At 71.2% G+C, this 13,498-nt stretch carries 11 protein-coding genes; 6 read left to right on the forward strand and 5 right to left on the reverse strand.

Going from position 1 to position 13,498, the window contains the following annotated elements; genetic code table 11:
• Positions 1-50: 50 nt before the first annotated feature.
• Positions 51-794: a 3-hydroxyacyl-CoA dehydrogenase gene (locus IMT31_RS05530; RefSeq protein ID WP_413544037.1), complete on the forward strand. Its 744-nt coding sequence runs from the start codon at positions 51-53 to the stop codon at positions 792-794.
• A gap of 44 nt (positions 795-838) precedes the next feature.
• Positions 839-3,151, forward strand: a complete 2,313-nt coding sequence (locus tag IMT31_RS05535) for a S9 family peptidase (protein WP_413544038.1) — start codon at positions 839-841, stop codon at positions 3,149-3,151.
• 19 nt (positions 3,152-3,170) lie between these two features.
• On the opposite strand, the gene IMT31_RS05540 is transcribed toward IMT31_RS05535, so the two are convergent.
• The 4 genes from IMT31_RS05540 to IMT31_RS05555 all read right to left on the reverse strand — a co-directional run bounded on the left by IMT31_RS05540 (position 3,171) and on the right by IMT31_RS05555 (position 8,677).
• Positions 3,171-6,401 (reverse strand): FtsX-like permease family protein, encoded by a 3,231-nt coding sequence (locus IMT31_RS05540; RefSeq protein WP_413544039.1) that lies wholly within the window; start codon positions 6,399-6,401, stop codon positions 3,171-3,173.
• Positions 6,398-7,135, reverse strand: a complete 738-nt coding sequence (locus tag IMT31_RS05545) for an ABC transporter ATP-binding protein (RefSeq protein ID WP_413544371.1) — start codon at positions 7,133-7,135, stop codon at positions 6,398-6,400. Before IMT31_RS05545 ends, IMT31_RS05540 begins: the two co-directional genes overlap by 4 nt.
• Before the next feature lie 59 nt (positions 7,136-7,194).
• Positions 7,195-7,815, reverse strand: coding sequence for a PadR family transcriptional regulator (locus IMT31_RS05550; RefSeq protein WP_413544040.1), 621 nt, complete (start codon positions 7,813-7,815; stop codon positions 7,195-7,197).
• Positions 7,816-7,918: 103 nt separating this feature from the next.
• Positions 7,919-8,677 (reverse strand): tyrosine-protein phosphatase, encoded by a 759-nt coding sequence (locus IMT31_RS05555; RefSeq protein WP_413544041.1) that lies wholly within the window; start codon positions 8,675-8,677, stop codon positions 7,919-7,921.
• A gap of 25 nt (positions 8,678-8,702) precedes the next feature.
• Between IMT31_RS05555 and IMT31_RS05560 the strand changes: the two genes are divergently transcribed.
• From IMT31_RS05560 to IMT31_RS05575, 4 genes are all read left to right on the forward strand, one after another.
• A complete protein-coding gene (locus IMT31_RS05560; protein WP_413544042.1) occupies positions 8,703-9,956 on the forward strand; it encodes an MFS transporter in 1,254 nt (417 codons plus the stop codon).
• Between the two features lie 41 nt (positions 9,957-9,997).
• A complete protein-coding gene (locus IMT31_RS05565; RefSeq protein WP_413544043.1) occupies positions 9,998-10,981 on the forward strand; it encodes a 1,4-dihydroxy-2-naphthoyl-CoA synthase in 984 nt (327 codons plus the stop codon).
• A 19-nt stretch (positions 10,982-11,000) separates the two neighbouring features.
• Entirely contained in the window at positions 11,001-12,242 is a 1,242-nt protein-coding gene (locus IMT31_RS05570; protein WP_413544044.1) for an AMP-binding protein, read from the forward strand.
• Between the two features lie 74 nt (positions 12,243-12,316).
• Positions 12,317-13,186: a 1,4-dihydroxy-2-naphthoate polyprenyltransferase gene (locus tag IMT31_RS05575; protein WP_413544045.1), complete on the forward strand. Its 870-nt coding sequence runs from the start codon at positions 12,317-12,319 to the stop codon at positions 13,184-13,186.
• Here the strand turns inward: IMT31_RS05575 and IMT31_RS05580 are convergent.
• Positions 13,183-13,491 (reverse strand): DUF4229 domain-containing protein, encoded by a 309-nt coding sequence (locus tag IMT31_RS05580; RefSeq protein ID WP_345360395.1) that lies wholly within the window; start codon positions 13,489-13,491, stop codon positions 13,183-13,185. The two genes, IMT31_RS05575 and IMT31_RS05580, sit on opposite strands and share 4 nt — an antisense overlap.
• Positions 13,492-13,498: the final 7 nt, after the last annotated feature.

Below are 13,498 nucleotides of genomic sequence, written 5' to 3' on the forward strand. Positions count from 1 at the left end.
CTGCCCGACGACCTGACCGACGATCTGACCGCTGACCTCCGGGAGCATCCATGGATTTCACCGACCGCACCTTCCTCATCACCGGCGGGGCCTCCGGCCTCGGCGCAGCCACGGCCACGGCGCTGTTGGAACGCGGCGCACGCGTCGTCGTCGCGGATCTGAAGGGCACACCCCCGGAAGGCGCCGTGCTGGTGGAGACGGACGTGACGGACCCGGCACAGGTGGCCCGCGCCGTGGAGGTGGCCGGCCAGCAGGGCGGGCCACTGTCCGGCGTGGTGAACTGTGCCGGTATCGCCACCGCCGAGAAGGTTCTGGGCAAGACCGGTCCGCACGAGCTGGAGTCCTTCGCCCGGACCATCCAGATCAACCTGATCGGCACGTTCAACGTGATCCGGCTGGCCTCCGAGGCCATGGCCCAGAACGAGCCGGGCGAGGACGGCGAGCGCGGAATCATCGTCAACACCGCGTCCGTGGCGGCCTTCGACGGCCAGATCGGCCAGGCGGCCTACGCGGCGTCGAAGGGCGGCGTGGCCGCGATGACCCTGCCGATCGCCCGCGAGCTGGCCCGGCACGGCATCCGGGTGATGACCATCGCCCCGGGCATCTTCTGGACCCCGATGATGGAGGGCCTGCCGGAGGCCGCCCAGGCCTCGCTCGGCGAGCAGGTCCCCTTCCCCTCCCGCCTCGGCCAGCCCGAGGAGTATGCGGAGCTGGCCCTGCACATCATGCAGAACCGGATGCTCAACGGCGAGGTCATCCGCCTGGACGGCGCCATCCGCATGGCCCCGAAATAGGCCGTGAGCGGACCCCGGGGCGCGCCGCGGGCAGGTGCTGTTGAATGGGCACCATGACTTCCGCCAGCTCTCCGCAGACCAGCACGGACACCACCGCGACGGCCCCCGCCTCCCAGCCCCCGGTCACCGCACCCCCGGCGGCCGAGGCGCGGCCGGTGGCCCGCGAACACCACGGGCACACCTTCACGGATGACTTCGACTGGCTGCGGGACAAGGAGTCGGACGAGGTCATCGCGCATCTGCAGGCCGAGAACGCCCACACGGACGCGGTCACGGCAGACCAGGAACCGCTGCGGCAGGCCATCTTCGGCGAGATCAAGGCCCACACGGTGGAGACCGATCTCTCCGTACCGTCACGCCGGGACGGCTGGTGGTACTTCTCCCGGACCGAGGAGGGCCAGCAGTACACGGTCCAGTGCCGGGTGAAGGCCTCGGACACCGGGGACCGGCAGGCCGACTGGACCCCGCCGGTGATCGAGCCGGGCGTGGCCGTGGAAGGCGAGCAGGTCATCCTGGACGGCAATGCCGAGGCCGAGGGCCAGCCCTTCTTCTCCCTCGGCGGGCTGGCCGTCTCCCGGGACGCGCGGCTGTTGGCCTACGCCGTGGACCACGCCGGGGATGAGCGCTTCACCCTGCGCATCCGGGACCTGACCACCGGCGAGGAACTGGCGGACGAGATCCCCAACGTCTCCTACGGGATCGCCTTCGATGCCACCGGCACCCGGGTGTTCTACACCGTCCCGGACGACTCGTGGCGGCCCTACCGGATCCTCGCCCACACCCTCGGCACGTCCGTGGAGCAGGACCAACTGCTGTTCCAGGAGGACGATCCCGGCATGTGGTCCGGCTTCGGGCTCTCCGCGGACCGCACCGAGCTGTTGATCTCCGTGGGCAACTCCGAGGTGGCCGAGACCCTCGCGATGGACCTGCCGGAGACGGCGGAAGCGCCTCTGGGCGAGTTGCGGATGCTGGTCTCCCGAGACCTCGGGCTGCTGCACGGCGTGGACCCGGTGACCCTGGACGGACAGCGTCACTACGTGATCGTCCACAACAAGGACTTCACTGCGGAGGACGAGGAGCACGGCCCGGCGCCGGCCCCGAACAACATGGTCTCGCTCGCCGCCCGCGAGACGGTGACGGACCCGCGGTTCTGGCGCACCGTCGTCGGACATTCTGAGACCACCAAGGTGGACGGCGCCGCCGTCACCGCCACCCACCTGGCCCTCGAGGTGCGCCGTGAGACCACCCCGCGCACCGTGGTCCTGCCGCTGACCGGCCTGGCGACCGAGCACCAGGCGGACCCGGTGGAGCCGGACTTCGGCGAGGAGCTGTACTCCTGTGAGCTGGCCGGAGCACCGTTCGAGTCGCCGTTCCTGCGGCTGGCCTACTCCTCCTGGATCACGCCGTCCCAGGTCCTCGACTTTGACGTGGCCAGTGGTGAACTGCACCAGCGCCGGCAGGTCGAGGTGCCCGGCCATGATCCGGACCAGTACCTGGTGGAGCGCTGGTGGGCGCCGGCGGACTCCTCGCAGATGGCTGGGGCCGGAGGGCGGCCCGTGGCCATTCCGCTGACCGTGATCCGCCGCAGGGACACGGAGTGGGACGGGACCAACCCCTGCGTGGTCTACGGTTACGGCTCCTACGAGATGTCCATGGACCCGGCGCTGTCCGTGGCACGGCTGTCCCTGCTGGACCGGGGCGTGGTCTACGTGGTGGCGCACGTGCGCGGTGGCGGCGAGTTGGGCCGTGGCTGGTATGACGACGGCAAGAAGCTGGCGAAGAAGAACTCCTTCACGGACTTCGTGGACGCCACCCGCTTCATGGCGCAGTCCGGTTGGGTGGATCCGGACCGGATCGCGGCGATGGGCGGCTCGGCCGGCGGGCTCCTCATGGGCGGCGTGTTGAACCTGGCCCCGGAGCTGTACCGGGCGTGCGTGGCCCAGGTGCCGTTCGTGGACACGCTGACCTCCATCCTGGACCCGGACCTGCCGCTCTCCGCGTTGGAGTGGGAGGAGTGGGGCAACCCGATCGAGGACCCCGAGGTCTACCGGTACATGCAGGAGTACACGCCGTACGAGAACGTGCGCGCCGTGGACTACCCGGCGGTGGCGGCCGTGACCTCTCTGCATGACACCCGCGTGCTGTATGTGGAACCGGCCAAGTGGGTCCAGCAGCTGCGCCGGACGGTCACCTCGGACCAGTCGAGGGCCCTGGCGGACGGTGGAGCACCGATCGTGCTGAAGACCGAGATGGACGGTGGCCACGGCGGGGCCTCCGGACGGTACCGGGCCTGGGAGGACCGGGCGTGGGACTACGCCTTCCTGCTGACGGCTTTGGGGGCCACGGAGCTGCTCTGACAGGCCACTGGCCCCCACATCAATTGCGGTCGGCCTCCCGGACCGGGAGCCGGCCGGGCACCACCAGCCAGGTCAGGGCCGCGGCCAGCAGGGGCACGCCCAGCACCAGGACCAGCAGCTGCGGCCAGGGGATCCAAGCGGCGGAGTAGACCTGGATCAGCCCGATCCCCACCACCGCGATCGCCCCCACGGGCACGCCCAGCGCGGTCCCCAGCAGGGCACCGGTGAAGGTCTGGGCCGCCGCCATGGACTTCCGGGTCCCCGGCGGGGCGCCCACGGAGGAGAGCACCGCCTGGTCCCGCCGGGCGTCCGCCAGGGCCAGCCCCGTGGTCAGCCCGGCCACGGAGATCACCAGCAGGCCCACCAACCCGGCCACCAGCCACTGGACCGGGAACCGGTCCCCCGCGGTCGTCGCCATGGAGGACAACCAGAGGTCATCGACGGACAGCAGGTCGTTGACCAGCGACACCTGATCCGTGGTGACCGGCTCGGCGAACCGGGCCAGCACGCCGTCGAGGGACATCTCCTGGCCCATCCCCGCCAGAGCCGTCATCGGAATGATGGCGATCGGATGGACACCCTCCGGCGCCTGGGCCACCAGGGCGTCCAGCGTGCGGGTCCGTTCCGGCTCCCAGATCATGTTCCGGCCCTGGGCGGCGCTGATCGCCATCCTTCCGGCGATCGAGTCGCCATCGGACTCCATCTCGTCGAACCACGCCTGATCCTGGTCCCCCAGGGAGACCCCGGGGACCTGGTCCACGTCCGTGGCGAACTCTCCCACGGTGAACCGATCCTCCCCGTCCAGGTACTGCGGATCGAAGACGAGTGCCTTCCCGGACTGCACGGCCGCCATCGCCTCCGCATCCCCACCGAACAGCGCTGTCGGCACCGTCTCCGGCCGGAGCGGATCCACCACCATCAGGGTGGACATCGGGTCCTCGAGAGCCAGGCTGCTGGAGCCTGCCCCGCCGGCCCCACCAGCCCCGCAGGCAGCCGCCTCGGCACGGGTCATCGCGTACCTCGCCTCGTCCACCGCGGCCCGCCGGTCCTCCACGATCTCCTGCGTGGGCACGGAGGCCCGGCACGGGGAGTCCCGTGGATACACGGGCATCAGTTCGGAGCAGTCGTTGGTGCCCATCACCTCGCAGCTCGGCCGGGCGCCGTGCACCTCCCAATGCTCCACGAGCCGCGGGGTGCCGGGGGTGGCCTCGGCCGCCCGCAACCGACGCACCGCACCGCTCGCCCCGCCGGTGTAGATCCCGATCTCCGCGGCGGTGTACTCCTGCCCATCCTCCGAGTACAGCGATTCCCGGCGCAGCATCTGCTCAATGGAGGCATCGTCCTGAACCCACAGGTACCCGGTGTCCGGGGATGGTGAGCCGTGGCGGTAGCCTCCGTTCTGCTCCCCGGTGTTGGCCTCCACCAGTGCCATGGACGTCAGGACCGCGGTGCCCACGGCCGTGGCGGCCACCACGGCAGCGGCCACCGGAACGGTGCGGGACCTGTTCCGGTGGGCGTCCCGCGCGGCCATGCGCAAGGACACCGGCAGCCGGCCGGCCAGGTGAGCGATCCCGGTCACGGTGCCCGGCAACAGCATCAGCACCCCCACCAGCAGGAGCAGCGCGGAGGCCACCAGTGCCACGGCCAGCCACGGCAGGGCCTCGCTCAGTGCCCCCACGGTCGGCAGGGCCATCCCCACCATGCTCGCCACGATGGCCAGCAACAGCCCGACTGCCGTCAGGACCAGCCCGGTCACGAGCACCGGCCGGCTCACCGGCCTGCGTTCCCCGGTGGCACCCTTGATCGCTGCCCAGGCGTTCTGTCCGGCCACGGCCCGGGCCGGAATCCAGGCAGCGACGACGGCGCAGGCCAGTCCCAGCACCACGGCGGCTGCCACGGGCCACCAGGGCACATGCGGACCGTAGACCGGGACCTGGCGGGCCTGAGCGGCCCAGACGAGGGCCACCCCACCGGCCACGCCCAGCACAGCCCCACCGATCGCGCCGGCCAGCCCACACCAGAGGCCGGAGAAGACCATGGTCTGACGCAGGGTGGCGGGTTCGGCGCCCGTGACGGAGAGCAGAGCCGTGGACCGCCGCTGCTGCCGAGCACCCACCGCGAAGGCGGCCCCGGCCAGCAGCCCCGCCTCGGCCAGGGCCAGAGTCCCCACGAACAACAGGGGCAGCAGGAGCATCCAGGGGAGATCGGAGGAGTACTCGCCTTCAAAGGCCGACCCCACCGGACCGGGCTGGAGCATCACCGGCTTGAAGAGCACGCTGAATCCGGCCTGGTTGTACGCCCGGTAGGCGGCGTAGTCGTCCGGGACGTCCCCGCTCAGATACGCCGTGACCTCCCCCCTGTGGGTGAAACCGGAGTCGAGCAGGGCCTGGGCCGTCTCGCTGCCGGACTGGACGTAGAGGACCGACTCCCACAGTTCGATGGGCCCGAACAGGCCCATCATGCTCGGGTAGACGTCGATCCGGTCCAGCAGGGTGCCGCTGACGGTCAGCTGCCGGGTCGCTGCCGAGGAGTCCGCCCCCGGAAGGTCCAACTCCACGCGGTCCGTGGGCTCGGCCTCCAGGCCACGGACGGTGGCGCGTTCCTGAGCGGACTCCAAGGCGTCCTGTAGGCCACTGCTGGCCAGCACCTCTCCCTCGCCGGGCAGGGTGCCGTCCATCAGCTGGAAGCGGCGGGCCGGGCTCTGCAGCTGTTCGTCGGTGAAGTCGGCCACCACGAGTCGCACGTCCACCGTGGACCCGGGCACGGTCAGGGATCCCGATCCCGAGGTCAGGACAGTGGCCTCGGTTCCCACGGGGACGGCATCCAGCACGGTGCAGCCCTCCCCCTGCGGGCAGACGGTCCAGTCCTGCGCCGCCTTGTTCAGGGCGGCCACATCCCCAGCGGGCACGCCCAGGCCTTCCTCGGCGTGCTCGGCGCTGAGGGCACCGAAGGGATCGGTGGGCGACTGCAGGTCATCCGGGCCGAAGTGCCCCGTGGAGAGGTAGCCGTCATAGCCCCAGAGCAACTGCTCGCGTTCCTCCGCGGCCGTCGGCAGCTCCGTGGAGGCCACGGTGACGGACCCGAAGGCCACACCGAACACCGGCAGGCCGATCAGGAGCAGGATCAACAGTGTCCGCCAGGGGTGGCGGCGGAGGTCACGCGCGGCCATCCGGGCGGCCGAGCGGCGGGAGCCGGCGGCAGCTCCGGGGCGTGGACTGAGGTCCACCTGCCCGTGTTCGTCCGCGGTCATCCGGCGGTTCCCGGCACATCGGCGAGCAGGGAGTGGGGATCGTTCTCGGCCTGCGCCTGATCCACCACGCGGCCGTCCCGCAGGAACACCACCCGGTCCGCCCAGCCGGCGTGCCGGGCCTCATGGGTGACGAGGACGACGCCGGCCCCGGCATCCGCCCGGCGGCGCAGCACCGCCATGATCTCCTCCCCCGTGACGGAGTCCAGGGCCCCGGTGGGTTCGTCGGCGAGGATCAGCGCCTTCTCCCCCACGATGGCCCGGGCGATGGCCACCCGCTGCTGCTGACCTCCGGAGAGCTCATCCAGGAAGCGCCCGGCCAGGTCCTCGATCCCCACCTGGCGAAGGGCGTCCTTGGCCTGGCGATGTGCCTTGCCCGGGGTGGCCCCGTCCAGTTCCAGGGGAAGGGCGACGTTCTCGGCGGCGTTCAGGGAGGGGATGAGGTTGTAGTCCTGGAAGACGTAGCCCACGGCCCGGCGCCTCAGACGGGCCTTCTCCGCCACGGTGATCCGGCCCAGCGGGGCGCCACGGACGTAGATCTCCCCGCCCGTGGCCGTGTCCAGCCCGCCGGCCAGGGCGAGCAGCGAGGACTTGCCGGAGCCTGAAGGACCCATGACGGCCACGAACTCGCCGGCGTGGACCACCAGATCCACCGCGCGCAGGGCGGCCACGGTGGTGGAGCCCTCCCCGTAGGTCTTGGAGACCGCACTCAGCTCGAGGATCTGCCGGGCCGGCATCCCCCGGGCGGCCGGACGGAGAGTGGGTTCAGGGGATACATGCCGAGCGTTCATGGGGGTCACCGGGACCTTCGCTGGGAGGAGGGGGCCGGCGTCGAGGGCTGGGGATGAGGGGGGACGGCAGCGGGCCGCCGCCCGAAACGGGCAGCGCGCAACACGGCGGCCTCGCAGTGGTCCAGCCAGCGGATCTCCGCCTCGGCCGTGAAGATGAGGGATTCCAGCACGAGCAGCCCCGCCAGGTCCGTGTCAGGCCCGCCTCCGGTCTCGGCGCCGCCCCCTGCCGTCCTCTTGGCGCGGGTGTAGTCCTGCAGCGCCCGCACGGTGGCGGAGCGCTGGGCCTGGATGAGCCGTTCCACGTCCACCCCGGGGGTGGTCACCGCCAGGGCCAACTTGATGGCGAGTTCATTGCGTGGCGGGTTCTGCGGCCTCGAGGGCTGAACGAACCAGTCGGCCGCCTCGGCGCGCCCCGATGCAGTGAGGGCATAGTGGCGGTGGCCCGCACCGTCGTCCCCCAGATCCTCCACCAGCCCGTCCCGCTCGAGGCGGTCCAGGGTGGTGTAGACCTGGCCGATGTTCAGCGGCCAGGTGCTGCCCGTGCACTCCTCGAACGCGGCGCGCAGCTGATAGCCGTAGCGCGGTCCCTGGGTGAGCAGGGCCAGCAGGCTGTGTTTGACGGACATCGGTGGCCTCCCGGACCGGTGGGGCCCGGCGAGGATACCGGGTATGCACACTGAGTATGCATACCCGGTAGGTCACGCGTCAAGCCCACCCCGCGGCGCTCACTCACGGCGCGTCCGGGCTGAGCTTCGCCCGCATGACCTCCACCTCGGCATCGGTCACACCGATCGCCCTCAGGAGTTCAGCCACGGAACCGGCGTCCGGCAGGGAATCGACGAAGTCCCGGAGCGCCTCCAGCCGGGGGCTCAGGAATCCCTCCAACTCCTCGCCCTCGAGGTACCGCTCATGAGGGTGCGGTACGGGGCTGACACGGTGCCAGTCATTGATGCCACGCGCTCCGGCGTCGTACTGCGGGGCGACCAGGTCGCGGCGGTCGGCGAGCAACAGCAGCAGGGTGACCACCAGCCCGGTCCGGTCACGGCCGGCCGAGCAGTGCAGGACCACTCCCCCAGGAGCCGCGGCGATCGCTCGGAAGACGGCGGCCAGCCGGTCCGGGAAGTGATGCAGGGCTGCAGGGTAGTACTGCGGATGGTTCGGGTACGGGGCACCGGCAGCGAGCGCGGGCGCCAGGTACTCCCCGTACCCCTCGTTCTCGGGATCCTCCACCGGCCGGTGCAGAATCTGGATCTCGGCAGCGGCGCCGTCACGGACCTCCGGATCGCTGGGCCGGCGCCTGCGTTCGGCCGCGGTGCGCAGATCGATCACCGTCCGCACGCCGTCACGGCGCAGCTGCCGCCAGCCTGTCTCGGTCAGCCATTCCTGACGGCCCATGCGGTACAGGGCGCCGAGGACGCGGCGGGCGTTGACGGCCCCTTCCCAGCGCACCGGCGCTCCCGCCTCAGGGTTCTGCGGTCCTTCACTCATGTCACCAGCCTGCCATGCCGTACGCATGGTTCAGGGCTTCTCGACGGGCGGCGAGTACGGCGGCGCGGCCACCTACATGGCCGAGTACGCACCGGACCGCAAGCGCGGGTTCTTCGGATCCTTCCTGGAGTTCGGCACGCTGGGTGGCTTCGCCCTCGGCACCGCCGTCATGCTGCTGCTCGAGCTGGTCCTCTCTCCGGAGCAGATGTCCGAGTGGGGCTGGCGTCTGCCCTTCCTGCTGGCCGCGCCCATGGGCCTGATCGGCTTCTACCTGCGCTCCAAGCTGGATGACACCCCCGTGTTCGAGGAGATGAACGGCACCGCTGGTGACACCAGGAGCACTGATCACGCGAGTCCCGACGCCGGCCTCCCGGCTGTCGCGGCGACCGCACCGGACGCGCACGGCGAGCCGGCCGCGGAGGCCGTGGAGCCGCCGTCGTTGCCCCAGGTCTTCAAGGACCACTGGAAGCCGATGCTGGTCATGACCGGCCTGGTGATCTCCGTGAACGTGGTCAACTACACGCTGCTGTCCTACATGCCCACCTACCTGGAGCAGCAGATCGGGCTTCCGGCGGCAGCCGGCCTGGCGGTCATCCTCATCGGCGAGATCGCCATGATGACGCTGATGCCGTGGTCCGGCGGACTCTCGGACCGGTTCGGCCGCAAGCCGTCCTGGTACTTCTCCCTCGCCGGGCTGCTGCTGCTGCCCATCCCCATGTTCATGCTCATGGGCATGAACTTCGGCCTGGCCGTCCTGGGCTTCGCCGTGCTGGGCCTGCTGTACATCCCGCAGCTGTCCTCCATCACCGCCACGTTCCCGGCGATGTTCCCCACCCAGTCCCGGTTCACGGGCTTCGCCATCACCTACAACATCGCCACCTCCGTCTTCGGTGGCACGGCGGCCCTTGTGAACGAGTGGGCCATCGGAGTCACTGGGGACGTGAGGTTCCCGGCGTACTACATGATGGGCGCCTGCGCCGTGGGTCTGGTCTGCGCCTGGTTCATGCGGGAGACCGCCGGCGCCTCCCTGCGCGGCTCGGAGGTCCCCGGCTCCATCGGTTCCGCCGTGGTTCCCGGCTCCCCGGCGGAGACGGCACTGGAGGAGGGCCGCCAGCCCGAGCAGCGCACCATGGAGGAGGCCGAGATGCTCTCCCTCGCCGATGAGGCCCGCCGGGCCGCCGCCACCGGCGCCGGTGGCGTGGCCGTGGACCACGCGGAGGCCGGTGAGGGTGCCGAGGATCCCGACGACGGCGCCCGGGTGGGTGCGCCGCTCGCCTGATCCGCGGGTCGGGGTGTCTGGGTCTGGCTAGACTCGGCCGGGTGAGCACTGAGCAGAACTCCCCCGCATCCGCAGCCCCGAACGCCCTTCCCGAGAAGGTCTCAGACCTCTTCGACCCGCAGCACTGGCGCGTGGTGAAGGGCTTCGACTTCGAGGACATCACCTACCACCGGCAGGTGGAACGGGACTCCTCGGGGGCCGTGGTGCGGGACCTGCCGACGGTCCGGATCGCCTTCGACCGCCCGGAGGTCCGCAACGCGTTCCGCCCCGGCACCGTGGACGAGCTCTTCCGGGCGCTGGACCACGCCCGGATGACCGCGGACGTCGGCTGCATCCTGCTGACCGGCAACGGCCCCTCCTCCAAGGACGACGGTCACTCCTTCTGCTCGGGAGGGGACCAGCGCATCCGCGGCCGGGACGGCTACCGCTACGCCTCCGGGGACACCGGGGAGACGGTGGACCCGGCCCGCGCGGGCCGCCTGCACATCCTCGAGGTCCAGCGGCTGATGCGCACCACGCCCAAGCCGATCATCGCGGTGGTGAACGGCTGGGCCGCCGGCGGCGGGCACTCCCTGCACGTGGTGGCGGACCTGACCATCGCCTCGAAGCAGCACGGCAGGTTCAAACAGACTGACGCCACGGTGGGCTCCTTCGACGCCGGCTACGGCTCGGCCCTGCTGGCCCGCCAGCTCGGCCAGAAGAACGCCCGGGCCATCTTCTTCCTGGCGCGCGAGTACTCCGCTGAGCAGATGGTGGAGATGGGCGCGGTGAACGAGGCCGTGGACCACGAGCGCCTCGAGGAGGTGGCCCTGGAATATGCCGCGGACATCAACCGCCAGTCCCCGCAGGCCATCCGGATGCTCAAGTTCGCCTTCAACATGGCGGATGACGGCATGGCCGGCCAGCAGGTCTTCGCCGGCGAGGCCACACGGATGGGGTACATGACGGATGAGGCCGTCGAAGGGCGGGACGCGTTCCTGCAGAAGCGTGATCCGGACTGGTCCGACTTCCCGCACTACTTCTGAGCATCACTAGACTCGATCCGTGCCTGTGAACCCCGCTGACCTCGACCGCGCCCAGCGGGCGCTGGCCGCCGCCCTGGACGGCTCCGGGCCTCCGGTGGAGTTCGCCGAGGACGGCCGGGCCATCCTCCGTCCCGAGGCCGCGGATCCGGCGGCCGGCGGCGCGGAGGGCGTCGTGGCCGTGGTCCGGACCTCGGGCTCCACCGGCACCCCCAAGCAGACCCTGCTGACTCGCGACGCACTGACTGCCTCCGCTGAAGCCACCGCCGCCCGGATCGGCGGTGAGGGCCAGTGGCTGCTGGCGGTCGGGCCGCACTATGTGGCCGGCCTGGCCGTGCTCTCCCGCTCCATCGCCGCCGGCACCACACCTGCCGCCCTGGAGCCCGGCCCCTTCACCGCGCAGTCCTTCGCCGCGGCAGTGGACCGCATGGAGCGCGGCACCGGATTCCGTGCTCTCTCCCTGGTCCCGACCCAGCTCACCCGGCTCCTGCTCCCGGGGTCATCCGGCTCCTCGACCGACGGTCCCGGCCCGATCGCCGGATTCGGGGGCGCGGCGGTGGACGCACTGCGCACCTTCGACGCGATCCTGGTGGGCGGGGCCAGCGTCCCCCGGCGGCTCCGCGACGCCGCGGCGGAGGCCGGCCTGCGGATCCACCTGACCTACGGCATGAGCGAGACCTGCGGCGGCTGCGTCTATGACGGGGTCCCCCTGGACGGCGTGACCGCGGAGCTGGTCCACGATCCTGCGTCCGGGGTTCCCCGGCTGCGCCTCGCAGGCCCCATGGTGTCCCCCGGGTACTTCGATGACCCGGAACGCACCCACGCACACTTCGGAGTCGGCACCGAGGCGGATCCGGACGCTCGCTGGTACCTCACGGAGGACACCGGCACCGTGGAGGGAGCCCCCGGGGCACCGGGCGGACAGCGGTTGGCGGTCACCGGTCGCGTGGACGACGTCATCAACACCGGAGGCATGAAGGTCTCCGCCGCGGCCATCCAGCGGGTGCTCGAGTCCCTTCCCGGGGTGCATGCCGCCTTCGCCGGTTCAGTGCCTGACCTCGAGTGGGGGCAGCGCGTGTGCGCCGCCGTGGTCCCCGAGGCTGAGGGCGCGTTCAGCGAGGCCGCCGCCCGCGCATCGATCCGGGACCGACTGGGACCGCCCGCCGTGCCCAAACAGTGGCTGGTGGTGGATGCGCTGCCGCTGTTGCCGAACGGCAAGACCGACCGCCAGGACCTCCTCGCCCGCTTCACCCCACCACTCTGAGTCGACGTCGGGGGCTGCACTCCAGCACCCCCGCGAATTCGACGGATAGCCCTGAAGATCGGAAGGACTCACCCATGGCCACAGCCGCACAGTGGATCGAGGGAGCACGCCTGCGCACCCTGCCGATGGCCATCGCGCCGGTGCTGATCGGTTCGGCTGCCGCCTACGCCCTGGACGGGTTCCACCTGGGCCGGGCCCTGCTGGCGCTCGTGGTGGCCCTGGCCCTGCAGGTCGGGGTGAACTACTCCAACGACTACTCGGACGGCATCCGCGGCACGGATGACGAGCGCGTGGGCCCGCTGCGGTTGACCGGCTCCGGGGCCGCGCCGGCGCGCGCGGTCAAGCGGGCAGCGTTCGCCTGCTTCGGCCTCGGCGCCCTCGCCGGCCTGGCGCTGGTGGTCTGGGCCGGCACCTGGTGGCTGATCGCCGTCGGCGTGCTGGCCATCGCCGCCGCCTGGTACTACACGGGTGGGAGGAAGCCCTACGGCTACATGGGCCTGGGCGAGGTCTTCGTGTTCATCTTCTTCGGGCTCGTGGCCGTGTTGGGCACCACCTACACGCAGGCGCTGGCGCTCTCCGGGCCCGCCTGGGCCGCAGCGGTGGGCTGCGGGCTGGTCTCCACGGCCCTGCTGATGGCCAACAACGTCCGGGACATCCCCACGGACCGCGAGTCCGGCAAGATGACCTTGGCCGCCCGCCTCGGGGACGGCCCCGCGCGCTGGTCCTATGTGGGGATGGTGGCGGTGGCCGTGGCGCTGCCGCTGTTCTTCACCGGACAGTACCCGTGGCTGTGGCTCGTACTGCTGGCCGCCGCCGTGGCGGTGAAGCCGGCGCTCGCCATGCTCCGCTCCACCGAGCGCCGGGACCTCATCCCGGTCCTCAAGCTGACCGGCGTGCTGGGCCTGGTCTACGCGGTGCTGTTCGCCGTGGGACTGGTGCTCTAGGGCTTCTCCTCACGGTCCGGCCCGCTGCCGGGCTCGAAGTATCGGCCCTCGGTGTAGGAGTCCTCCGCGTCCGCGTCCGCCTGCTCGGAGCGGAACTGCTCCTTCCTGCCCCGCCCCTGCCAGGCCCCGGCGACGTCCTGGCCGGCCCCCGTGCGCAGCTCGTTGAAGAACAGGTACCCGGCGGCGAGCGCGATCACGGCCGCCGCGATGGTGGAGAAGATCCAGCCCAGATTCAACAGCATGCAGGCGCCCCAGACCACGAAGAAGACGGCCAGGCGGATCGCTGCATACTTGAAGACTCGCATCACGGCA

It is taken from the genome of Citricoccus nitrophenolicus (assembly GCF_047305825.1).
In the GTDB taxonomy this organism is placed as follows: domain Bacteria; phylum Actinomycetota; class Actinomycetes; order Actinomycetales; family Micrococcaceae; genus Citricoccus; species Citricoccus nitrophenolicus.